21 protein-coding genes are annotated in these 23,758 nt (G+C 58.1%); 4 read left to right on the top strand and 17 right to left on the bottom strand.

Annotation, left to right across the window (positions count from 1 at the left end; genetic code table 11):
* Position 1: 1 nt before the first annotated feature.
* From rbfA to rimP, 5 genes are all read right to left on the bottom strand, one after another.
* Positions 2–406, bottom strand: coding sequence for a 30S ribosome-binding factor RbfA (gene rbfA / locus B3Z17_RS12290; RefSeq protein WP_286830034.1), 405 nt, complete (start codon positions 404–406; stop codon positions 2–4).
* A gap of 80 nt (positions 407–486) precedes the next feature.
* Complete coding sequence (infB, locus tag B3Z17_RS12285; protein WP_286830033.1) at positions 487–3,123, bottom strand: translation initiation factor IF-2; 2,637 nt, start codon at positions 3,121–3,123, stop codon at positions 487–489.
* Position 3,124: 1 nt separating this feature from the next.
* On the bottom strand, positions 3,125–3,772 hold the full coding sequence (locus B3Z17_RS12280) for an RNA-binding protein (RefSeq protein ID WP_286830032.1): 648 nt from the start codon (positions 3,770–3,772) through the stop codon (positions 3,125–3,127).
* 32 nt (positions 3,773–3,804) lie between these two features.
* Complete coding sequence (nusA, locus tag B3Z17_RS12275) at positions 3,805–5,466, bottom strand: transcription termination factor NusA (RefSeq protein WP_286830031.1); 1,662 nt, start codon at positions 5,464–5,466, stop codon at positions 3,805–3,807.
* 57 nt (positions 5,467–5,523) lie between these two features.
* Complete coding sequence (gene rimP / locus B3Z17_RS12270) at positions 5,524–6,063, bottom strand: ribosome maturation factor RimP (RefSeq protein WP_286830030.1); 540 nt, start codon at positions 6,061–6,063, stop codon at positions 5,524–5,526.
* Between the two features lie 303 nt (positions 6,064–6,366).
* On the opposite strand from rimP, the gene B3Z17_RS12265 reads away from it, so the two are divergent.
* From B3Z17_RS12265 to B3Z17_RS12255, 3 genes are all read left to right on the top strand, one after another.
* Positions 6,367–6,807: a MarR family winged helix-turn-helix transcriptional regulator gene (locus B3Z17_RS12265; protein ID WP_286830029.1), complete on the top strand. Its 441-nt coding sequence runs from the start codon at positions 6,367–6,369 to the stop codon at positions 6,805–6,807.
* A 165-nt stretch (positions 6,808–6,972) separates the two neighbouring features.
* The gene (locus B3Z17_RS12260; RefSeq protein ID WP_286830028.1) at positions 6,973–10,140 is read left to right on the top strand and encodes an outer membrane lipoprotein-sorting protein; all 3,168 of its coding nucleotides are present in this window, start codon (positions 6,973–6,975) and stop codon (positions 10,138–10,140) included.
* A gap of 9 nt (positions 10,141–10,149) precedes the next feature.
* Positions 10,150–11,472, top strand: a complete 1,323-nt coding sequence (locus B3Z17_RS12255; protein ID WP_286830027.1) for a DUF1302 family protein — start codon at positions 10,150–10,152, stop codon at positions 11,470–11,472.
* 16 nt (positions 11,473–11,488) lie between these two features.
* On the opposite strand, the gene B3Z17_RS12250 is transcribed toward B3Z17_RS12255, so the two are convergent.
* The 12 genes from B3Z17_RS12250 to B3Z17_RS12195 all read right to left on the bottom strand — a co-directional run bounded on the left by B3Z17_RS12250 (position 11,489) and on the right by B3Z17_RS12195 (position 23,337).
* Positions 11,489–12,214 carry an MbnP family protein gene (locus B3Z17_RS12250; RefSeq protein WP_286830026.1) on the bottom strand — a complete coding sequence of 242 codons (726 nt, stop codon included), beginning with the start codon at positions 12,212–12,214 and terminating at the stop codon, positions 11,489–11,491.
* Complete coding sequence (locus tag B3Z17_RS12245) at positions 12,201–13,337, bottom strand: cytochrome-c peroxidase (protein ID WP_286830025.1); 1,137 nt, start codon at positions 13,335–13,337, stop codon at positions 12,201–12,203. The genes B3Z17_RS12250 and B3Z17_RS12245 overlap by 14 nt, the downstream gene beginning before the upstream one ends.
* Positions 13,338–13,349: 12 nt before the next feature.
* Positions 13,350–14,663, bottom strand: coding sequence for a hypothetical protein (locus B3Z17_RS12240; RefSeq protein WP_286830024.1), 1,314 nt, complete (start codon positions 14,661–14,663; stop codon positions 13,350–13,352).
* Between the two features lie 93 nt (positions 14,664–14,756).
* Positions 14,757–15,491, bottom strand: coding sequence for a tRNA (guanine(46)-N(7))-methyltransferase TrmB (gene trmB, locus B3Z17_RS12235; RefSeq protein WP_286830023.1), 735 nt, complete (start codon positions 15,489–15,491; stop codon positions 14,757–14,759).
* 74 nt (positions 15,492–15,565) lie between these two features.
* Positions 15,566–17,179, bottom strand: coding sequence for an apolipoprotein N-acyltransferase (gene lnt, locus B3Z17_RS12230; protein WP_286830022.1), 1,614 nt, complete (start codon positions 17,177–17,179; stop codon positions 15,566–15,568).
* Positions 17,180–17,233: 54 nt separating this feature from the next.
* The gene (locus tag B3Z17_RS12225) at positions 17,234–18,166 is read right to left on the bottom strand and encodes a hemolysin family protein (protein ID WP_068301275.1); all 933 of its coding nucleotides are present in this window, start codon (positions 18,164–18,166) and stop codon (positions 17,234–17,236) included.
* Between the two features lie 18 nt (positions 18,167–18,184).
* The gene (gene ybeY / locus B3Z17_RS12220; protein WP_286830021.1) at positions 18,185–18,748 is read right to left on the bottom strand and encodes an rRNA maturation RNase YbeY; all 564 of its coding nucleotides are present in this window, start codon (positions 18,746–18,748) and stop codon (positions 18,185–18,187) included.
* 19 nt (positions 18,749–18,767) lie between these two features.
* The gene (locus B3Z17_RS12215) at positions 18,768–19,802 is read right to left on the bottom strand and encodes a PhoH family protein (protein WP_082714415.1); all 1,035 of its coding nucleotides are present in this window, start codon (positions 19,800–19,802) and stop codon (positions 18,768–18,770) included.
* Positions 19,803–19,844: 42 nt separating this feature from the next.
* Positions 19,845–21,248 carry a tRNA (N6-isopentenyl adenosine(37)-C2)-methylthiotransferase MiaB gene (gene miaB, locus B3Z17_RS12210; protein WP_286830020.1) on the bottom strand — a complete coding sequence of 468 codons (1,404 nt, stop codon included), beginning with the start codon at positions 21,246–21,248 and terminating at the stop codon, positions 19,845–19,847.
* A 135-nt stretch (positions 21,249–21,383) separates the two neighbouring features.
* Positions 21,384–22,319, bottom strand: coding sequence for a lysophospholipid acyltransferase family protein (locus B3Z17_RS12205; protein ID WP_068301281.1), 936 nt, complete (start codon positions 22,317–22,319; stop codon positions 21,384–21,386).
* Positions 22,320–22,352: 33 nt separating this feature from the next.
* The gene (locus B3Z17_RS12200) at positions 22,353–22,775 is read right to left on the bottom strand and encodes a Fur family transcriptional regulator (protein WP_068301284.1); all 423 of its coding nucleotides are present in this window, start codon (positions 22,773–22,775) and stop codon (positions 22,353–22,355) included.
* 151 nt (positions 22,776–22,926) lie between these two features.
* A complete protein-coding gene (locus B3Z17_RS12195) occupies positions 22,927–23,337 on the bottom strand; it encodes a MucR family transcriptional regulator (RefSeq protein ID WP_139167676.1) in 411 nt (136 codons plus the stop codon).
* A gap of 109 nt (positions 23,338–23,446) precedes the next feature.
* Here B3Z17_RS12195 and B3Z17_RS12190 point away from each other — a divergent pair, with 109 nt between their 5' ends.
* Entirely contained in the window at positions 23,447–23,746 is a 300-nt protein-coding gene (locus B3Z17_RS12190; protein WP_068301292.1) for a sulfurtransferase TusA family protein, read from the top strand.
* Positions 23,747–23,758: the final 12 nt, after the last annotated feature.

Genomic DNA, 23,758 nt, shown 5'->3' with positions numbered 1-23,758 from the left:
CCTACTCTTCCTCGTCCTTGTGCTCAAGGTCGCGGGTCACGCGTGGGTCGCGCAGGATGGCATCAATATGACTGGCTTCATCGAAGCTTTCGTCCAGCTTGAACTTGAGGCGCGGCATATATTTCATATGCACCACCTTGCTCATCTCACCGCGGATGAAGGCACTGTTGCGGTTGAGTGCCTTGGTCACCTTCAGTTTCGGGTCGCCGCCCAGCGGCATGATGAAGACCGTGGCGTTCCTCAAGTCCGGGCTTATGCGCACTTCGGACACGGTTACCGACGCGCGGGCCAGGTCAGGATCCTGCACATCGCCGCGCGTCAGAATCGCGGAAATGGCGTGGCGCACATTCTCGCCCACGCGCAACAGGCGCAGGCTGGGTTCGCCAGTTTGAGAAGATTTGGACATGACTTTATCCTTAAAACAGCGGAGGGCGGCCCCGATGGACCACCCCTCCTAACACTCTTGATCGGCTGGTCGTCGCAGGCTTAAAGCTTGCGCTCCATTTCCTCCAGCTCATAAACCTCGAGAACGTCGCCGGCCTTGAAGTCGTGATAGTTTTCAAACGTCAGACCACATTCCTGGCCCGCGCGCACTTCCTTCACGTCATCCTTGAAGCGGCGCAGGTTCTCGATCTGGCCTTCGTAGATGATCACGTCATCGCGCAGAATACGAGCCTTGAGGTCATTACGGATCGAACCGTCGACAACCATACAGCCTGCTGCCTTGCCGGCCTTGCCGGCCTGGAAGGCTTCGCGGATTTCCGCCTGGCCGATAACATTCTCTTTGTATTCCGGACCCAGCTGACCAGCCATCGCGGCTTTCACGTCGTCGATCAGGTCATAGATCACGGAGTAATATTTGATCGTGATGCCTTCGGCTTCGGCTGCTTCGCGCGCCTGCTTGTTCGGGCGTACGTTGAAGCCGATCACCAGCGCATGGCTGGCCTGGGCAAGCGTGATATCGGATTCGGTGATACCGCCCACCGCGCCGTGGATCACGCGACACTGGATGTCGTCGTTACCCGCTTTTTCAAGCGCCTGGGTGATGGCTTCCACAGAACCCTGAACGTCGCCCTTGATGACAACTTCAAACGTCTGCAGGCCTTCGTTTTCCTTCATCTGCGAGAAGATGCTCTCCAGCGTCTTCGGTGCAGCGGCAGCAGCCTGGCGTTTCTTGCGGTTCTGGTCCTGGCGATAAGACGTCACTTCACGTGCACGGCTTTCGTTGTCCACAACAGCGAACTCATCACCCGCGTCTGGCGTACCGTTCAGGCCCAGCACTTCCACCGGCACACTTGGGCCAGCTTCCTGTACCTGATCACCCTTGTCGTTGATCAATGCCCGTACCCGGCCCCATTCGGCGCCAGCCACGAAGATGTCACCAACTTTCAGGGTGCCGCGCTGTACCAGAACCGTGGCAACGGGACCGCGGCCTTTATCAAGCTTGGCTTCCACAACCACGCCTTCAGCGGAGCGGTCAGGGTTGGCCTTCAGCTCAAGAATTTCAGCCTGCAGCGCAATGGCTTCTTTCAGTTTGTCGAGGCCGTCGCCGGTTTTGGCGGAGACTTCAACTTCCTGAACGTCACCCGAGAAGCTCTCGGTCACCACTTCATGCTGCAGCAGTTCGTTCCTGACACGGTCCGGGTTGGCGCCTTCGCGGTCCATCTTGTTGATGGCCACGATGATCGGAACCTCAGCCGCTTTCGCGTGGTTGATGGCTTCAATGGTTTGCGGCATGACGCCGTCGTCAGCAGCCACAACCAGGATCACGATGTCCGTCGCGCTGGCGCCGCGGGCCCGCATCTGGGTAAAGGCGGCGTGGCCTGGCGTATCGAGGAAGGTGATCTTGCTGTCGTTCACGCTAACCTGATAGGCGCCGATATGCTGGGTGATGCCGCCGGCTTCGCCCGACACAACGTTGGCTTTACGGAGCGCATCGAGAAGCGAGGTCTTGCCGTGGTCAACGTGGCCCATAACGGTCACGATTGGCGCGCGTGGCAGCAGTTCGCCTTCCTGGTCCTCGCCGCCGGTGAGGCCGATCTCAACGTCTGCGTCCGATACACGCTTCGGCGTGTGGCCCATTTCCTGAACCACCAGCTCTGCCGTATCCTGGTCCAGAACCTGGTTGATGGTTGCCATCACGCCAAGACCCATCAGAACCTTGATCACGGCAACGGCTTTTTCAGCCATCCGGTTCGCCAGTTCCTGAACCGTAATGGCTTCAGGGATGGTTACTTCGCGGGCCTGGCGCGTTTGCTGCTGGCTACCGCCCATCTCGGCCTGACGCTTCTTCGCTTGCGCGCGCTTGTAGGCTGCGAGCGAACGCTGACGCTCACCGTCGCCCATGGCGCTGGAGATCGTCAGGCGGCCACCCTTGCGGCGGTCGTCGCCGCGGCCGCGGCCACGCTGGTTACGGTCATCGCCGCCCGGGCCTGCTTTGCGTTCCTTGCCGCGCTTCGGCTTGCCTTTGCGCTCATCATCACCAGCAGGGCCAGCCGCCTGGCGGGCTTCGCTGGCTTTCTTGAGCTGCACAGCGCGCGCTTCAAGCTCAGCTTTCTTGCGCGCTTCCGCTTCCGCTTTTTCTTTGGTCTTCAGCTCTTCTTCTGCCTTCTTGGCGGCTTCAACTTCAGCCTTCTTGGCAGCGTCTGCAGCTTTCTTTTTCTTGACGTCGTCTTCGGCACGGGCACGGGCTTCCGCCTCATCGTCGTGCGCGGCTTCCGCAGCAGCAGCCTCAGCAGCTTCACGCTTCTTGCGCTCTGCAGCTTCCGCAGCTTCGCGTGCTTCGCGCTCTGCCTTCTCTTTGGCTTCCTCTTCGGCACGCTTTTGCGCTTCCTCAAGGGCCTTCAGCCGGGTTTCATGCTCGGTGTTTGAGAGCTTGCCTCCGCCTTCACCAACCGGTTTCTTCGGAACGTAGGTCTTTTGTGGCTTCGGCGCTGTTGGCGCGGCCTCAGGGGCTGCGGTATCGGTCGCGCCCTTCTTGAGGATGCGCTTCTTCTTGCGCTCTACAACGACTGCCTTGCTGCGCCCATGGCTGAAGCTTTGACGAACTTGGCCGGTCTCAACCCCCTTGCCTACTCCAAGGGTGCCGCGTCCAGACAGTGTCAGTTTCTTTTCGTCAGTCATACTAATCTTCGTTCCTCTGCCCTTCTTCATGAGAGGGCGCTTCACTGATCAGCGGGCCTAGCCCGCGCATTCCATAAAGTCGACCAAAATCGACCTTAAGCCTGTCAGTGCCGCCGCTTTGCATCAGCAGCACATGTACAACATTATCCCGACCGAGCGCATTCGAGAGCGCTTCACGGTCAAACACAGCCACTTCCGGCACTTTCGCGCCAACCGCAGCCTTGATCTTCCGCCGACCGTCTTCGGCGCCGTCTGTCGCAGTCACCAGAAGCGCCGGCTTGCCGGTGCCCTTCTTGGTAAGCGCGGCCTTGATCTTGTCAAAGCCTGTTACCAGGTGTCCTGCGCGTTGCTCCAGACCCATACGGTCCAGACAGCGGCGCTCTAGCAAGCGGTCGATCGTCTCGCCTAAGTCCCCGGGCACCGCGCTTTTCTGCACCTGCGCCTTGAGGGACCGGCTGGCCGCTTTTGCAAGCTGGCCGCTTTCAACCGCCTGGTCGATCATTGCCCGGTCAGCAGTAACCCACATGCCGCGCCCGGGCAACCGGGCTGCCACGTCCGGCACCAAAGTGCCGTCGGGGCTCATGACCAGCCTGATCAGAGTATCCTCCGACGCAGGCTGCATCGTTAGTATACACCGCCGTTCTCGCATTGGCTGCTCCAACTTGCGGTGAAGAAGAGGCCTTACGCCTCTTCGCCTTTTTCTGCGGCGTCCGCGTCGCCTTCAGCGGCTTCGGCTTCGGCTTCGCCTTCTTCGGCGGCTTCCTCAGCCCCTTCTTCGGATGCTTCTTCAGCTTCCTCGGAATTACCGAATGCTTCCTCAGCCGAAATCCAGCCCAGAACCACACGCGCCGACATGATCATATCGCTGGCTTCATCTTCAGTCAGGCTGAAGTCACGCAGGATACCATCTTCCTTGCTCGTAAGCTCGTCTGCTGCACAGCCGGCGAAGTCTTCAAGCGTTTTCACTTCGTCTTCACCCAGCTTCACCAGCATCTGTGGCGTCAGGCCTTCAACGTCTGCGAGGTCGTCGGAAACGCCCATCTCACGGCGCTTTTCGTCAGCAGCACGCGCTTCAGCTTCAAGGAAGTCAGCAGCACGGCGCTGAAGCTCAGCCACCAGATCGTCGTCGAAGCCTTCAACAGCCAGAAGCTCTTCAGGCTCAACGTAAGCGATTTCTTCCACCTCGGTGAAGCCTTCAGCCACCAGAAGGTGTGCCAGCGTATCGTCCACATCCAGGGCTTCCACGAAGCGCTTGGATTGGGTCATGAACTCTTCCTGGCGACGTTCACTTTCTTCCGCCTCGGTCATGATATCGATGGTCCAGCCCGTGAGCTGCGATGCCAGACGTACGTTCTGGCCGCGGCGGCCAATGGCCAGCGACAGCTGATCGTCAGGCACCACCACTTCAACGCGGGAACGCTCTTCGTCCAGAACCACCTTGGAAACTTCCGCAGGTTGCAGCGCGTTCACAATGAAGGACGCCACATCAGGGGACCAAGGAATAATGTCGATCTTCTCGCCCTGCAGCTCGTTCACAACGGCCTGCACGCGGCTACCGCGCATACCAACGCAGGCACCAACCGGGTCGATACCGCCATCGTTGGAGATCACGGCGATCTTCGCGCGGCTGCCCGGATCGCGGGCTACGGAACGAATCTCGATAATGCCATCATAGATCTCTGGCACTTCCTGTGCAAACAGGGCGGCCATAAAGTCTGGCTTGGTGCGGGACATGAAGATTTGCGGGCCACGGTTTTCACGGCGCACTTCATAGATATACCCACGGATACGTTCGTTCTGGCGGATATGCTCACGCGGGATCACCTGATCGCGGCGCATGATAGCTTCCGCACGACCCAGATCCACAATCACGTTGCCATATTCAACGCGCTTGACGACGCCGGTGATGGTCTCACCCACGCGGTCTTTATATTCTTCATACTGACGCTGACGCTCTGCATCACGCACCTTCTGCACAATCACCTGCTTGGCGGTTTGGGCAGCGATACGGCCGAAGTCCATCGGCGGCAGGCTGGAAGCCAGATAATCACCGATCTCGGCGTCTGGCTTGTCTTCCTTGGCATCTTCCAGGCTGATCTCTACAGCCGGGTTCTCGACTTCCTCGACAACCTCGAGAACGCGGAACAGGCGAATGTCGCCGGTGTTCTTGTCGATCTGGGCCCGGATTTCGTTTTCAGCGCCATAGCGGGAACGAGCCGCCTTCTGGATCGCCTCTTCCATGGCTTCAAGAACGATGTCCTTGTCGATCGATTTTTCACGCGCCACAAGATCCGCGATCTGCAGCAATTCCAACCTGTTTGCACTGACAGCAGCAGCCATCATCTTTACTCCGTCGCTTTCAGAGCGTGGCACCCGGAGGCGCCATGCCAGCAAAAAACCTTAAGTGTCCGCCCCATCTGTGCCGTCTGGCGCATCGTCAGGGTTCGCCTGAGCCTTTGCAGCTTTCTGCACAGCCTCAAGAAGTTCATCAGTCAGGATCAGTTTCGCTTTCGAGATGCCGTCAAAATCAAGCTCGACAACGCCCTCTTCGGTCTCAATGGTCACCATATTGTCCTTGAAGGACGTCATGGGACCGCGGAAACGCCGGCGGCCGTCCATCTGCTCTTCCATTTCGACCTTCACTTCAAAGCCTACCCAGCGCTCGAAATCCTTGCGCCTGGTCAGCGGACGGTCAACACCCGGCGAACTGACCTCAAGGAGGTATTCACCCGGCAATGGATCTTCAACATCCAGGATAAGCGAAAGCTCGCGAGACAATTTCGCGCAATCATCAACACCCATGGTGCCGTCCGGCTTTTCCGCCATCACCTGCAGCGTAGGCTTGCGCCCACCGCCATAGGTTACGCGAACAAGTTCAAAGCCGAGGGCCTCTACGGTCGGTTCGATCAAAGCAGCAATGTTAGTCGCAGCGTCGCTCACTAGTCCTGTCCTTTCACACTTCACGCCGGGCCGAACACACTGGCCCACTACGTTCTAGGTATGGGTTATCGCGGGCAGTGGGCCGAAGCCCACTCCTGGAATAATCAACCAATACTCTAGGAGAAGCGGGCTCTGTATACAGCGAACACGCTTTTGGGGCAACCCCGAATCTGAAGCCTTCCTCTTATTGGTCTGGCCTGTCGAAACAGCGGTGCCGATTCGGTCTTCTTCCGTCATGGTATACCGCATCAGGCGCAGATCGTCACCTTGACATTTATCAACATTAGTGCATATACACATATTATGAATGATCAAGACATCATAGAACAGCTTCGGCAGGACGTCGCCGGCCAGTGCGCATGCCAGAAGATACGCAAGGCAAGCCGAACCATCACGCGCCGTTACGATGACGCGCTCAAGCCTTTCGGCCTGACAGGCAACCAGTTCACCATGCTGACGATCATCTCGCTGGCCGATAAGGTAACCCTGTCCCGGCTTGCGGAGATCATCGGCATGGAACGCACAACCCTGATCCGCAACCTGAAACCGCTCGAGCGCGCGGGGCTTGTGACCATCGCCGCGGAAGAGTCCCGCCGGGCCAAGCACGCCACCATATCCAGCCAGGGGCTGAACACACTTTCAAAGGCCCTTCCCGTGTGGCGCAACACACAAGCGTCACTGAAAGCCGACCTGGGGGACAAGACCTGGCAGGTTGTGCACCAGGGGCTGGACGCCATCAGCTAGATATCAAGGAATACCGGAATGAATACCCGCATCACCGTAACACCAACCATAATGTGTATATACACGTATATGAAACCATGCGCCGGTGACCGCAAGTGCCTCCCCCCCTTGCCATCCCGGTCATTTACCCAAAAACGTGTAATTACACCATAAGCGAGACATGCCATGAATACGCCTTCCCCCAAAGCCACCCGTCTTTTCACCCTGCTGACGAACTGGCCAAAGACCATCCTGGTCCTGAGCATCCTGATGATTGTGGCAACCGCCAGCTTCATGCCAAAAATTCACAAGGACACCAGCTCCGACGCCTTCATCGAAAAAGATGATCCGGTGCTGCTGTACCGGGAACATGTCCGGCGCACCTTCGGGCTTGAAGACCCGATTGTGGTGGCTGTGGTGAACGACGGTGAAAACGGCGTGTTCAACCCCGAAAGCCTGGCGCTGGTTGGCGCCCTGACGGAAAAGGTTGCCGCCCTGCCAAACGTCGACCCCGACAAGATCATGTCGCTGGCTACCGAAAGCAACATTGTCGGTACATTCGACGGCATGGAGGTGACAGACTTTTACGATCCCCTGCCAACTACGCAGGCGCACGCAGACGCCATCCGCGATGCCGTCCAGGACTTTCCCCTGTACCAGGGCAGCCTGGTTGCCAGAAACGGTCAGTCCACACTGATCATCGCCGAATTGCTTGACCAGGAAATCGCCGAACAAACCTATCAGGACGTCATGGCGGTTGTGGCTGCCGAGGATATCCCGGACGGCAACGCCGTTCATGTCGCGGGTGAGGGCGCAATCTCGGGCTATCTTGCCACCTATATCGACAATGATGCCAAAACCCTGAACCCCCTGGCGGGCGTTGTTATCACCATTGTGCTGTTTGTCGCCTTTCGCACTGTCGCCGGCGCCCTGCTGCCCAACGTCATCGTTCTGGGGACTGTCGCAGCGTCGCTTGGACTGATGGCCGCCTTTGGGGTGTCCTTCTATGTGATCACCAACGGGCTTGCGACCATCCTGATCGGGATCGCGGTTGCCGACAGCATCCATATCCTGAGCCAGGTGTATGAGGAGAAAGTCCGCACCCCGGACGCGTCGCAGCGCGAGATTACCGTTCGGGCCATGGCCAAGATGTGGCAACCGGTAACCCTGACAACCATCACCACCATCGCTGGCTTCATGGGGCTATGGCTGGGCGCCGAAATGCCGCCCATGAAATACTTCGGCCTGTTTGCTGCCATTGGCGTAGCTGGCGCCTGGTTCTATTCCATGACCTTCCTGCCCGCAGCGCTGACGCTTTTCAACATCAAGCCCAGCCGGCTTTTTGCCGGGGCGAACGTTGGTGACCGCTATGGTCGCCTGCTGGCGGCCCTTGGTGCGCGCGGGCTCAAGCATTCGAAGGTCACCCTGGCAATCGGCATCCTTGTGGCTGTTCTGGGGGTGGCCGGCACCAGCCGTGTGCTGATCCAGGAAGCCCAGATTGAAAACTTCCAAACCGACGAGCCGCTCTATATCGCAGACACTGAAATCAACGCCCGCATGGACGGCACCTATTTCCTGGACGTCATTGTGGAGGCAGATGAAAAAGAAGCCCTGTTCCAACCGGCCAACCTGCGCCGCATGGAAAGCCTGCAGGCCTATGTCGAGGGCCTTCCGGCGGTTCATGGGTCAACGTCGGTGGTTGACTATATCAAGCAGATGCACAAGGCCGTGAACGAGAACCGCCAGGAATTCTACACCATCCCGGATGACCCGGACCTCGTCGCACAGCTCTTCTTCCTCTATGCCGCGTCAGGTGACCCGACCGACTTTGAAGAAGAAGTGGACTATGACTATCAGAAGGCCAATATCCGTTTCAACCTGCCGGTGGCCGACTATCAGCTGCTGACACAGCTGATCCCGGAAATCCAGACCTACGTGGACACTCGCTTCAATACGGCCAGTATAAAAGCCACCCTTTCCGGCCGCGTGGCGGTAACGCACAAATGGATACAGACCATCGAAGAAAACCATGTGAAAAGCCTGGGCCTTTCCCTGCTGTTTGTTTTCATCGCCACTGTGCTTGTTTTCCGGTCCAGCATTGCCGGGCTCTTTGCCCTTGTGCCGGTGGTTATGGCCCTGTTGCTTGTTTATGCCGTCATGGGTTTTGGTGGCATCTGGCTGGGCGTTGGCACCAGCATGTTTGCCGCCATCGCAATCGGCCTGGGGATTGACTTTGCCATCCACACGCTGGACCGCATGAAGGACCTGCTGGCCACAAGAAGCGGCAGCTATGACGAACGCCTGCAGGACCTGTTCCCGTCAACGGGTCGGGCGCTGTTCTTCAATTTTGCTGCCCTGGCCCTTGGTTTTGCGGTGTTGACCACCAGCGAAGTGCCGCCGCTGCTGCGCTTCGGTCTGCTTGTTGTCACCGCTGTGTCCACCGCCTTCCTTGCGGGTATCACGCTGTTGCCGGTCCTGGGCAAGCTGGTGCGCCCGGCCTTCCTGTTCCGCAACGCAGACGAGGCGGGGCTGTCAAAGCCGGCATCCGTAACGGCTTCCCTGCTGATCGCCGCAACTGGCGCGGCGCTGTTGCTGCACACGTTCCCTGCAGAGGCAGACACATTGCCCAGCGCAGACGAGGTAATCGCCAAGGTCAACGCCCGTGAAGAAGGCGAATGGGTCAGCCGCACGCTCAGGATGGAACTGATTGATCGGCGCGGCAAGACACGAACCCGGGATACGGAGGGGTATCGGCGCTATTTCGGCGATGAGAAACGCACTGTGTTGTTCTACACCGCGCCTTCAAGCGTGAAGGGCACAGGCTTCCTGACCTACGACTATCCCGACGCCGACACGGAAGACGATCAGTGGCTTTACCTGCCTGCGCTCAGGAAAATTCGCCGCATCTCAGCGTCAGATAGAGGCGACTATTTCCTGGGAACCGACCTCAGCTATGAGGACATCAAGAAGGAAGGCAAGATTGCCGCTGAAGACTATGCCTTCCAAACCATGGGCTTGGAAACGGTGGACGGGTTTGAAACCATCGTCATAGAAGGCATTCCAAAAGATGAAGAGACGGCAAAGGAACTTGGCTATGGCCGCGTGCTGTGGCGGATCGACCCCACCATATGGATGTCGCGCAAGGCCGAGATGTGGGACGTGGGCGGCAACCCGCTCAAGGTCGTCCATAATTCTGACATTCGCAAAGTCTCCGGCATCTGGACCACACACCGGATTGACGTAGAAAACCTCAAGACCGGCCACCGGACAATCTTCACCTTCGCAGAAGTGGATTACGGCACCGAAGTGGATGAAGCCATGTTTGAACAGCGCAGCTTGAAACGCGGCCGATAGGAGACGAGCATGCGGCTTGTACCGAGTATCAGAACAACCATTGGCGCCCTCATTCTTGCCACTGCCCCTGTAAGCGCCGACATGTTTGAAAACCTGGAGGTGTCCGGCATCGCTGAAACCAGCCTGGCCCTGGACCTCAGCGACGGCAGCTTGCAGAAAAGCACTGTAACACTGACACCCGAAGTCCGCTTCGACCTGTCCAGCCGGACACGCGTAACCCTGATCGGTCGCCTGCGCAGCGACTTGAAAGACACGCTGGAGCCCGGCAGGCCAGATGGTCAGGCCCGCGCAACCTTGAGCGACCGGTGGCATATCGGCAGCTATCTTGAGGCGGAACTGAGAGAGGCCTACCTGGACACGGAAATCGGCGCCACCTTCCTCAGGCTTGGCAAGCAACAGATTGTCTGGGGGCAGGCGGATGGCCTGAAGGTGCTTGATGTCCTTAACCCGCAATCCTTTGCCGAATTCATCCTGCCGGATTTTGAAGACAGCCGCATTCCCCTGTGGGCGGCCAACGCTGAAATTCCGGTTGGCGACCTGACGCTGCAGCTGATCTGGATTCCCGACACCACATACGACGAAATTCCTGAGCCCGGCTCGGCCTTCGCCTTTACCTCACCGCTGATTGTTCCCAGCGCGCCGCCCGGTGTGCCCGTCACTTTTGCCGATGCCGACAAGCCGGGCAACGCCTTCACGGACAGCGACGTTGCCGCTAAGCTTTCGGCCTTCACAGGCGGCTGGGACCTCAGCCTGAATTATGCCTATCACTATGCCGACAGGCCTGTGGTGCGCCGGATTGCATCTGCGCAAGGCATAACCATCCGCCAAAACTATGAACGCAGCCATTTGCTGGGCGGCACATTTTCCAATGTCTTTGGCGACATCACTGTGCGGGGCGAAATCGGATACGCCACCAACAAATACTTCCGCACCGATGACATGACAGATCAGGACGGCGTGGTGCGCGCCAATGAATTTTCCTATGTGCTGGGGGCGGATTATGCCGGCTTTACCGACTGGTTCCTGAGCGCCCAGATCTTCCAGTCTCATCTGAGCAAGGCACCCCTTGGCCTTGTGCGGTCCGGTATTGAGACACGGGCCACCTTTCTGGCGCGCCGCAGTTTCATGAACGAAGCCCTGCAGGCGGAAGCCCTTCTGATCCAGAGCCTGAATGACGGCGACGGCCTGCTGCAGGCCTCGCTGGTTTATGAATGGCGCAGCAATATAAGGCTGAAAGCCGGTGCTGACATTTTCTACGGCAAGCGCGATGGCCTGTTCGGCCAGTTTCGCAACAGGGACAGGATAAGTGTTGGCATGGAAGTCAGCTTCTAGAAACCAGCAAACACCGCTATTGGCTGGCGGAAATCATATTCGGGAAGCCTGCGGCTATTCTGGCGGCATCGTCCCGGTCAAACTTCACAGACGGTGTAGTGACCATATCAAGTGGCCCATCCGCCCTGAACAGGGCAGCAATATCGACCGTAAAGCGCACGATGGTTTCCTCACTGCTCTCTGCGCCCGCGGCAAAAGGCAGGGACTGCGGCGTATAGTTTTCGTCAAAGCCCACATGATAGACAAGCGGCAGGAAGCCTTCACTGTCCTCCAGCCCGCCCTCAAACAGGATGAATTTGTATCCAACCTGCCAGTTCCAGGCCATACGGTTGTTGGGGTCGAGGTCCCCTGCGATCTTGATGGTGCCATTGGCTTCCGGGTCCACCCCGATACCCCAGTGGATGGCATCGAAGACGCCCGCGTCCATCGCTGGCAGCTTGATCTCGGCATACGGCAGGTCGCCGTCAAAGCGCAGCAGGTGATAGCTGTCAGGCAGAACATAATCTCCGCCTGGCCCCGTCAGCCTGATGTTGCTCAGGTAAAACTGGAAATCCCGGACCATGAAGCGCCCCTCCCCGCCAGGATTCTTGTAGCGCATATCGTCGAGCACGAGGGGTTCACCGTCCACAAGGGCGTGGAAGCGAAGCGATATGGGCTTCACGGCCGGCTTCATCTCCAGAAAGACCCACAGCAGCGCAGCAGAAAGAATCGTAACGGCAAGAAGTGTTTTAGCGCGCGTCATCTCCGGCCTCCTCTTCAAATGGATTCGAAAAACGCGGGTCTGTCAGGAACTCTTCATCCGTCAGCGTATGCAGGAACGCGATGATAGCCTTCTTCTCATCTGCTGTGAGATTCAGGCTGATTTGCCCACGCTGGCGCCGGTCGAGCGGCTGGTTATCGGCCTCGACGATAAGCGGGCTCAGCGTACTGCTGTCCTTGATGCCGCTATCATAATGGTCCAGCACCTCTTCCAGTGTGTCAAACCGGCCATCGTGCATATAGGGCGCCGTCACCGCAATGTTTCGCAGGGACGGCGTCTTGAAGAAGCCCCTGTGTGCTGCCTTGCCTGTCACCGCTGACAGGCCGGGCAGCAGGCTGTCTTCACCGCCCAGGCCATTGTTGGAGAAGCCGTCCAGGGCTGTTGAAAAGCCGCTTGTCAGGAACTGGCTGTGACAGTCGATACAGTTACCGCCCTTCTGCGCCACCTTGGCATCCGGATGCGCCATAAAAAGTTTGCGGCCTTTTTCCTCCTCCGGCGTCAGGGAAATCTCGCCCCGCAGATATTGGTCATAGCGGCTGTTGGCCGACACCAGGGTGCGCTGGAAACTGGCCAGCGCCATGGCAACTGCCTCTGGGCTGATGCCGCCATAGGCCGTATCGAACAGCGCTTTGTAGGTTTCATCTTCCGCCAGCTCATCCATAAGCGCGTCCAGGTCCTGCGCCATCTCGTCAGGGTGCTGGATGGGGTTGAGCGCCTGGTCTTCGAGCGACACACTCCTGCCGTCCCAGAAAAAGCGCTGCGGCCCCCACAAGAGGTTGGTCAGCGCCATGCTGTTGAAGCTGAGCGGCACACCCGACGCCCCGACGGATGCCTTCAGGCCATCCGTGAAGCCAAGCGCCTGCTGGTGGCAGGTGGCACAGGAAATCTCGTTGTTGCCCGACAGGCGCGGATCGTAAAAAAGCCGCCGACCAAGGGCGACGCCCTCCTTGGTCAGCGGGTTTTCTTTCGGCACCTGAAAGTGCCCATAGACAAATGGCACTGTGAAGTCCGCAAGAGGGGTGGCGGCCTTCCGTGGCATACCCGCAAGGAAATAGGCCGCAACCCCAGCCAGCAACAGTGCTGCTATGACGAACTTCTTACTCATGCCAACTGGCTTCTAGTGGTGGTGTACAAATCCCGATCCAAACAGGGCTTCCACATTGTCGATGCCCTTATTGTATCTCTCCTTGATGTTGATCGTGCCCAGGCGCTCGCCTGTCGCCAGATCATGGACCGTCAGGGAATGGTCATTCAGTTTGGCGATGAAATCAACGTCAGTCGGGTCATTGTCAGCCGCATTCCCAAGGTTCAGAAGGTTATTCTGTACCGCCATCACCTTGCGCCCCGAAGCTGTGGTGTAGAAGACCATATGGTGGGCGCCAAGCTCCGCCTTGATGTCTGGCCCGGTCGATACCAGGTCAGGCAGTTTGGCAAGATCATAGCGCTTCACAATGCCCGGGATCGCATGGCTGATAAACAGCTCTGTCTCGTTGCCGTAAAACTCAAGCGGAACCCCGGTGCCGTTTGAAGCGCCGTCGTAAAGCTTCTCGGGCGCGCCGAAGGATTTGTTTTCAGCGTCATAGGGCACTTTCCAGGTTTCAAACCCGAACATGGTGTTGACCAGCACGGCCGGTTCCACATCAGGTACAATACTTGGACGCACAAACATCAGCTCGACCGGGGAAGACGGGAAACCGACAGGCTGGCTGTCCTCGACCACGATATTCTCGATCGGCTCCATGGTATTGAGGTCAATCACATGGATAGAGTTGCCAACGCCGGTCTTGAGGTCCGGGTGCACGGTGGAAGCAACGACCATCCGGTCACCGTAGGCCGAAATACCGTGCGGATACATGATGAAGGGTTCGCCTTCCTCAACGCTGCTCTTGCGCTGTTCAATCACCTTCACCACAGCATTGGTCTGGGCGTCGAACACGCCAACCGAACCGCCATCCGCCTGATCCAGCCCCGTGCCGCCCATGAAGGTCACGAACATATATTCCGTGCCGTTCGCCGTGTGCCACATGATGTCTTCGGCAATCACCTGCCCCTGGGTATCGATGCAGGTGACACCGTTGATAACCGGGTCACCCTGCGCGTTCCGCGCAAGGCCGATTTCCGCGAGGCTGCAATCGGTGTTCAGCCCGGTGGCGTACAGACGGCCGTTGGGGCTGTAATACAGATGGTGCAGCGGCCCATTGAATTCCGGCAGGTCATAATCATACAGCAGATCGCCGAATGTCTCTGATTCAGGATCCAGGTCAATGATGGCGATACTATCTTTGGTGCCAAGTGTCGGCAGGCCGCTCAACAAGACCACCCCGTGGCCTTCCTCCATATTACGCGTAGGCGCGGCTTCTTCCGCCTGATCAGAGCAACCGGCCAGCGCCAGCGTCAGGCCAGCGATTAACAATGTGTTTTTGATGGACATAAGACTCCCCTTCCCGAAAGAGTTCCAAGGGGGAGATGCTATAACTAAAGGTGCAGCTACTCAACTGCGCAGTTGCGGGTCGGGTGGTGGGCCTCAGGCCTTCACGTCAGCGCGCGGCACCCGGCGGAAGCGGAAATAGGTGGCGCGGCCCTCAAGCGCCTTGACCTCATAGCGCGTTTCCGGCCAGTCGTCCGGGCGGGTCAGCCAGTCCTCGGGACCTTCAGCCAGCCATTCGAAATCATTGCGCTCGGCCATCTGAAGCATGGTCCACTCGCGGTAGATCGGATGATCCGTGCCAATACGGAACTCAGCGCCATCTTTCATGATTCGCGCCAGGTCATTCAGGTTCATCTGGTTGACAAACCTGCGGCGGGCATGACGGGTCTTGGGCCAGGGGTCCGGGTGCAACAGGAACAGGCGGTCAACACTGGCGTCCGGCAGCTTCCAGATCACGTGCCGGGCATCGTCGCCGTAAACCCGGATATTCTGGATGTCGTTTTCCTCGATATGCGTCAACAGGCCAACCACACCATTGAGGTAAGGCTCGCAACCGATCAGCGACACATCCGGGTGCGCCTGCGCCTGCCAGGCCAGATGCTCACCCTTGCCGAAGCCGATCTCAAGCCACAGCGCCTTCACTGGCGTGCCGAAGACAGTATCCACATCCAAGGTCGCGTCTTCACCCTCAGGGATCTCGACGGAAATGGACGGCAGGAAGTCATCCATCAGGCTTTGCTGGCGGTTTGAAAAGCTCTGTCCCTTGCGGCGCCCGAAAAAGCGCTGCTCCGGCAGCCTGAAGTCCTTGGTGTTTTTGTCTGTACCGCTCATGGCCGCCCCTATAGCGCAAACGGGCCCTATGACAAAGCCCCTTTTGTGCCCTTTTACGCGCCGTGTGCCCTTTTTCAGGCCGCTCTGCCCTGGCGCCAGCAGTAGATCACACGCGCCAGCGCAATCAGCGCACACAAGAGTGTCACCAGCAGAATCCGCGCCCCGGTGGTGATCGGCGGGGTGTCGATGGCTTGGGGAAGCGGGCTGTCCAGAATGCCTTCGCGCCCCACCGGCATGCTTGAAAGCGTGCGACCGTACCCATCGATCACCGCACTCACCCCGGTCGACGCCGCGCGCACCAGCGGCAGGCCTTCCTCGATCGCCCTCAGGCGCGCCAGTGCCAGATGCTGGTAGGGCCCTTCTGTGAACCCAAACCACGCATCGTTGGTAATGTTCAAAATCCACTCGGGTCGGTCACGGGTGTCGATCACCTGCCCCGGGAACACAGCCTCATAGCACACAAGCGGCGAAAATCCGGGCGTGCCGGGCAATGCGATGGTCTGGCGTGCCCGCCCCGCTGTCCAAGCACTGCCGCCTGTCAGCTGTGCCAGGCCAAGCTTTTTCAACAGATTTTCATAGGGCAGATATTCGCCAAACGGCACCAGATGCACCTTGTCATAGCGCGCGTACAGGTCAGCGCTCGAGTTCAAGGCAAACAGGCTGTTATAATAATTATAGCCATCTTCCGTACGCTGATAGCGCGGCGCGCCGGTAATGGCGAATGACCCATAATCCAACAGCTTGGACATACGCCAGCGGTGGATCGAGCCATCGCGGTCGAAGCTTTCGGTCTGCACCGCGGTTTCCGGCCAGATCAGAAGCCGCACGCCCTTGGCCTTGCCGTCCGGGTCTGCCGCGCGCGACAAGGTCATATGTTTGTCGAAATGGTCCTCGATCAGGTAGGAAAGCCACTTTTCGCGTTGTTTCACATTGGCCTGCACCAGGCGCATGGAAACGCCCAGGTGATAGTGCGTCTGGTTGCCGTCCAGCCGCGCATATCCTGCCGTCGCTGTGGCCGCCAGAACCAGCACAGCCAAAACGGGCGGCAGGATGGTTGTCTGCCAGCGCCCCGTATCCAGCAGCAACACAAACATGCCTGCCGCAAATACGGTCAGGAACGACAGGCCATAGACGCTGATATAATAGGTGCTTTGTGCCATGGGCAGCCATTCGGCCCACGCCGCCCCAACCAGGTGCCACGGAAAGCCCGTAAACCACATGCCGCGCGCGACCTCGAAAAGGGTCCAGACTGCTGCGAACAAAAGTACCCTGAGCCAGCCCCTGCACCAGAGCATACGGCAAACCACAAACACAATGCCGACGTAAAGCGACAGGATCGCCGACAAGGCCAGGATGGCCACAGGCGCCAAAATCACAGGCACAGCCTGCTGCTGGGTGAAGGAATGCCCGATCCAGCTAAGCCCGACTGCAAACAGCCCAAAGCCAACCCACCAGCCGTGGGCAAAAGCCTGCGCTTTGTTTTTCGACCGGTCAATGAGCGCGATCATCAGTGGGATGGCAACAAACAGTAGGGGAAAGAAGTTGGCGGGCGCGAACGTGCGGGACAGCAGCACCCCAACAAGGAATGCGAAAGCATGCACAGCAAAACTGCTGCGCTTATCCAGCCAATCAAAAAGGCGCGTAAGTTGCGCGCCCAACATGGACTGATCCCGACCTTGATCGCTCATTTGCTGCTCTGCTTGTTCTTGCCAATCATTTGGCCGGGCGTCTAAGGCGCGCCTTTAGTCCTCAGCTGTCAGGGTGCTGTCTTCAGCACCCACATGAATGCGCACTTTGTGTATCCTGCGCGGGTCTGCGTCAACCACTTCAAACCGGTAACCGCTTTCGTGAACCATAACCTCACCGATCTCGGGCACGCAACCCGCCAGTGAAAAGACAAGGCCGCCGACGGTGTCGACACCTTCATCCAGCTCTTCAGGAAGCAGGTCCACCCCGATGATTTCCTCAAGCTCGTCAACCTCAAGCCTGGCATCCACATCATAGCCACCATTTTCAAGCGGGGTAATGTATGGGTCTTCGATTTCATCGTGCTCGTCTTCGATTTCGCCGAAGATTTCTTCAACGATATCCTCAACAGTCAACAGGCCGTCAGTACCGCCATATTCATCCACCACAATGGCCATGTGGGTCCGCGACAGACGCATCTTGGCCAGAAGGTCGATCACCTTCATCGACGGCGGCACGAAAAGCACAGGGCGCTGGATTGTCGACAGCTTGAACTCTTCAAGCTCGGCACCCTCAGCGGCGACGCGCAGGGCGTCTTTCACATGGACCATGCCCAAAACGGTATCGAGTGTTTCGCGGTACACCGGCATGCGTGAATGGTTGGCGTCCGCAAACACCTTGATCAGGCCGCTGTAGCCGATATCACTGGGCACACCCACAATATCAGCGCGCGGCACCATCACGTCATCGACACGCAAGGCCCCATAGCGAAGCACATTAAAGAGCATCTCGCGCTCTTCGTCCCCCAGGGACTGACCACGGGTTTCTTCTTCATGTTCCTCGATCGCCTCCTCAAGGCTTTCACGCAGGCTGACCTCGCCGTTCCGGAACCCAAGAAGGTCCTTGAGGGAACGCCAGAAACCGCCCTGCCCCTTTGAGGAGGCGCTACTACTGTCACCCGAAGGTGTATTTGCCGATTGGTCTGTCACTCTTTGTCGTCCATCATATTATTCAGGCAGGGCGTAAGGGTCACTGATCCCAAGGCCCGCGAGTATTTCGCGCTCCAGCGCTTCCATCTCTTCTGCATCTTCTTCTTCGATATGGTCGAAACCCATCAAATGTAAAACCCCATGCAGCGATAAATGTGCCAAATGGTGATGCACTTGTTTGTTTTGCTTGCCTGCCTCAGTCACGACAACAGGGCCGGCGATCACCAGATCACCCAGCATCACGGGCGGGCCACCGGCTTCCGCCATGTCGAATGCATCCATCAGGCCGTCGGGGTCGATACCGGGGAAAGAAAGCACATTTGTCGGTTTGTCCTTGCCACGGTAATCACGGTTCAGGTCCTGGCTTTCTGCGTTACCGACAATGCGCACAGACAGTTCCATCGGCACATGAACCCGTGCGATGGTTTCCAGCAAAGCAGCACTGGCCGCAGCCTCGACTATGGGGCGCACGAAGGCTGCCTCACCAAGGCTTCCATCGAGAAGGTCAAGATCGAAGGTGAGGCCAGGCAGCGCATCAAGGCCTGCCCGGCCGGGGATACTAGGTGAAGGGTCGTCGCTCATGTCTCTACCTTACCTGCTCCTAGCGACCATCTTCGTCGCCGTAAGCGTCGACGATGCGGCCCACGAGCGGATGGCGGACCACATCTTTCTTGGTGAAGCGGGTCACGGCGATACCCTCCACGCCTTTGAGGATATCAAGCGCGTCACGAAGGCCCGAGCGCGTGCCGCGCGGCAGGTCCACCTGGGTGACGTCACCGCAGATCGCCATACGGCTGTTCTCGCCAAAGCGGGTGAGGAACATTTTCATCTGCATGGGTGATGTGTTCTGGGCTTCATCCAGAATAACAAAGGCATTTGCCAGCGTACGGCCGCGCATATAAGCCAGCGGCGCGATTTCGATCTGGCCGGACGCGATGCGTTTTTCCACCTGTTCGGCAGGCATCATGTCATAGAGCGCGTCATAAAGCGGGCGCAGATACGGGTCTACCTTGTCTTTCAGGTCTCCGGGCAGAAAACCGAGGTTTTCACCTGCTTCCACCGCCGGGCGACTGAGGATAATACGGTCGATCTCACCGGCGAGCATGCGCGCAACAGCCATGGCAACCGCCAGATAGGTCTTGCCGGTACCAGCAGGGCCAACCCCGAAGACCATGTCATGCTTGACGAGATTCTTGATATAGTCTGCCTGGCCCGGTGAGCGTGGCATGATCACCCGGTTCCGGGTGGTAATCTTGAGGTCCGCATCCTTCGGCTTGGTCACGTCAGGGCGGGCGGAGATAGACTGCTCTATGGGCTCCAACGGCACGGCTTCCGCCATGCGGATCGCGCCGTCCACTTCGCCCACATCCACGGGCTGCCCGCGGCGGGCCATGTCGTAGAGATCTGCGAGCACTGTACGCGCGACTTCGGCGCGTTCGGGCGTGCCTTCAATGGCGATCCTGTTGCCGCGGTTGATCAGCACCACCCCGAGCCGCTGTTCGATGCGGGTTAGGTTTCTGTCATGCTGGCCAAAAACGACGGCCGCTAATCGGTTGTCTTCGAATTCAACCACTTTCTTGTGGTTGGATGATGAGGTGCCCGGACGGGCGGACGCTGAGCTTGCCTTGGCGTACATATTGTGCTGTTTGCGGCTCCTTAAGTGCCCGCGTCCATGCCTTTAGTGCAGGGCGCTGACAAGTTCCCCTTTAAGGCTGTTAGGGCCGGCTTCAACGATTTTCACCCGAACCAACTGCCCCATGAAATCAGTGTATGGCTTATCGCCTGCCACGTCCAGCGCATTGTCGCCCTTTGTCAGATCAACATGAACCGACTGAAGATAAGGGCTGCGGCCCAGAAGTTGGCCCGGAAGCTTGCCTTCACGTTCAAGCAGGACGTCCATTTCCTTGCCGATACTGGCTTCGTTGAACTCAAGCTGATGCTCGTTGATCAGCGCCTGCAGCCGAGCCAAACGTTCAGACTTTACTTCTTCCGGCACCTGGTCCTCGTTCACGCTTGCCGGCGTACCGGGGCGCGGGCTGTATTTGAAACTGTAGGCCTGGGCGTATTTCACCCGGCGCACCAGATCGAGCGTGTCCTCGAAATCCTGGTCCGTTTCGCCCGGGAAACCGACGATAAAATCGCTCGAGAGCGCAAGATCAGGCCGTGCTTCACGCAGCCGATCAATCACCGCGAAATATTCATCCCGCGTATGCTTGCGGTTCATGGCGTCGAGAATGGCGTCAGAGCCACTTTGCACCGGCAGGTGCAGGTACGGCATGCAGGACTTCAGATCGCGGTGTGCATCAATCAGTTCCTGATCCATGTCGCGCGGGTGTGACGTGGTATAGCGGATGCGGCCCAGGCCTTCGATCTTGTCGAGCGCCTTGATCAGGCCACCCAGCGTCATGGTGCCGCCCTTGCCGTCATCACCGTGGTAGGCATTCACATTCTGGCCAAGGAGAGTGATTTCCACCACGCCCTTGTCCACCAATGACTGGGCTTCCTTGAGCACATCCGCCACCGGGCGGCTGTATTCCGCGCCGCGGGTATAAGGCACCACGCAGAAGGCGCAGAATTTGTCGCACCCTTCCTGAATGGTCAGGAAAGCGGCCGGCCCGTCAAAATCACTGTCGGTCGGCAAATGATCGAACTTGGTGTCAATCGGGAATTCTGTATCCAGCACGCGGGCAGACCGGCGACCGCCGGAGCGCTGCTCTTCCGCCGACTTCAGCATATCGGGCAGGCGGTGGTAAGTCTGCGGGCCCAGAACCATGTCAATCGCAGGCGCGCGCTTCATCATTTCAGGCCCTTCGGCCTGCGCCACACAGCCCGCAACCGCGATATACATATTCTTGCCCTCAAGGGCTTTGGCTTCCTTTTCGGCGCGCAGGCGGCCGATTTCGGAATAAACCTTTTCCGCCGCTTTTTCGCGGATATGGCAAGTGTTCAGGATCACAAGATCGGCGCCGTCAGCCTCATCCGCCACTTCATAGCCGTGGGGTTTCAGCACGTCAGCCATACGCTTGCTGTCATAGACATTCATCTGGCAACCATAGGTCTTGATGAAAACTTTTTTACTCAAGGTCTCTGCTCCTGCCGCAGCTGCTGTCCTGCCAGGCCGTAGGCCCCAGCGTGAAAAGGTGCCGGAACCTAGTCCAGACACCCTGTCAGAGTCAAGATTTGCCAACGGATTGCGCCCCTATTCAAGGGATACACATCAAGCGGGTTCAGCCCCATTATCAATAAGGCTTTCATCTGGCGCGCCGGAGGGCGGCAAAACGCCATTGAATTCACGTGGGCCCAGGCGCATCTCTGCGCGGTGTGCACGCTCAAGCCCTTGGCGCACTTCCTGTTCGCAGTAAGCTGCCAGCGCCTTCCTGGAACCGGCCTCGGCTACAGTCACTGGCGCATGGAATTCCACCAGCGCTTCAATGCGCGCACGCCCCAGCGCCTGCCTCAGGTGTTGGAACAGTTCCACATCCCCGAGCCACGCCACCCACGGCTTCTGCGAGCGCACCAGCGGCATGCCGTTGACTTCCGTGTAGGCCAGCGTCACGGGCTGGATCAGAAGCTCATGATCGCACGCCTCATCGGCCTGCTCGGCCACCGAGAACAGCGCAGACTTGAAGGGCGCCACGCGCATACCGTCCGTGCTGGTGCCTTCCGGGAACAGGATCAGGCTGTGGCCTTCCTGCACCCGCTCCACCAGTGCATCCCGCTGCTTAAGGCTTTCACTTCGGCGCGCGCGGTTGACGAAGATGGTTTTATGAAGGTTGCACATGGTCCCCACAAAACCCCAGCCCGCCACTTCGGATTTGGCGATAAAGCTGGCGTTTTCCAGATGGCCGCCAAGGACAATGATGTCGAGCCAGGAGATATGGTTGGCGGCATAAAGGATGGACCCCTTGTGGGTCAGGTGCGCGTCCAAATTGCGGCTGGTGATGCGCACGGTGATGCCAAGGATGCGGCACATAGTGCGGTGCCACATGCCCGCGACCGGCCACCAGACGCGGGGAAAGAACTTCACCATGACATATTGAAGGGGCAACAGGAAAACGGATGCGGAAATTACGGCCAGAAGCCTCATGAATCCAAGGAAGGTCCAACCTTCGCTATCCAGATTGGCTTTCAGCCCGCCGTATTCCTCCGCCATGTCGTGCTCCGTGCCCGCCCCAGCGGGCGGCTCTTACTTGTCCTTGAGAGGCACGCCGTAGAGCTCCATCCTGTGGTCAACCAACCGGAAACCCATCTTGCGCGCAATCTCTTCCTGCAACTTTTCTATTTCATCATTGTGAAACTCGAGCACTTCGCCCGACTCCACATTGATCAAATGGTCATGATGCTCGTCGGAGACCGGCTCATAGCGCGACCGGCCGTCTCGGAAATCATGCCGCTCAAGAATGCCTGCTTCCTCGAAAAGGCGCACCGTCCGGTATACGGTTGCGATGCTGATGCCTTCGTCAATCGCTGTGGACCGACGATAAACCTCTTCGACGTCAGGATGGTCATCTGCTTCGGTAAGAACCTGAGCGATCACACGCCGCTGATCCGTCATCCGCATGCCCTTCTGCAGGCACAGGTCTTCGATATTTGGATGATCCGTAGTCATGACCTCGAGACACTCCTAATGGCTTCTGATTATTGCTGGAATATGTCCGGAAGATGGCACAGCAACGGCGCGCACGCAAGCCATGCATGCCGCCTTTTGTATGGTTCTGTAAGCAAGAACCGCCGGACAGGGACGAAAGTCCTGAAACCGGCTATTTTTTCCGGCTACGGCCGAGGCCGATTTTTTTTGCCAGCTCACGCCGCTGTTTAGCATAATTTGGCGCGACCATCGGATAATCGGCAGGCAGGCCCCAGCGTTCCCGATAATCTTCGGGAGACATGTCATATTGGGTCTTGAGGTGCCGCTTGAGCATCTTGAGTTTCTTTCCGTCCTCAAGACAAATCATATAGTTAGGCGTAATAGATTTCTTGATCGGCACCGCCGGTTCCGGCCTGGATTCCTGGCCGCCATTCGCGCTGCCCAAAGTTTGGAGCGTATTGAATACTTGTTCAATCAATTGCGGCAGCTCAGCTACTGCCACGGAGTTGTTGGCAACATGCGACGAGACAATCTCGGCCGTAAGCCCCAACAGCTCTTCCTTCATTACTTCTTTTTGTTCCATAACCCTCATTCCAGCTCGCCAGGATTGAACAGAGCCAATTCTCCGTTTGGCTTTACAAAAGCTGATCGCAGATGAGATAACCATCTCGTGCAATCAAAGGGCCACCCATATGCAACGCCTAAACCTGTCAGAGTTTCTAGATTTACGCGGCGCCACATGCCCCATGGCTTTTGTCAAAACAAAACTCCACCTGGACCAAATCCCGCCTGGAGAAACAACAACCGTTGTTTTCGAGCAATCTCAAGGTAACGAACCGCTGGTCCGCTCCATCTGCTCCTTGGGGCACATCATCCTGTCTGAAAAGACTGTTGCGGCGTCTTTCCTGACCGATGATGACACTGTCACCGACATCCCTCCCCCAAGCGATGAAGTACAATTAACCATCCTGGAAATCGAAGTAAAGACTTAAACAGTCCATTCA

The organism is Kordiimonas sp. UBA4487 (genome assembly GCF_002389025.1).
Classification (GTDB): Bacteria; Pseudomonadota; Alphaproteobacteria; order Sphingomonadales; family Kordiimonadaceae; genus Kordiimonas; species Kordiimonas lacus.
This window is presented reverse-complemented; position numbering and strand designations above follow the sequence as displayed.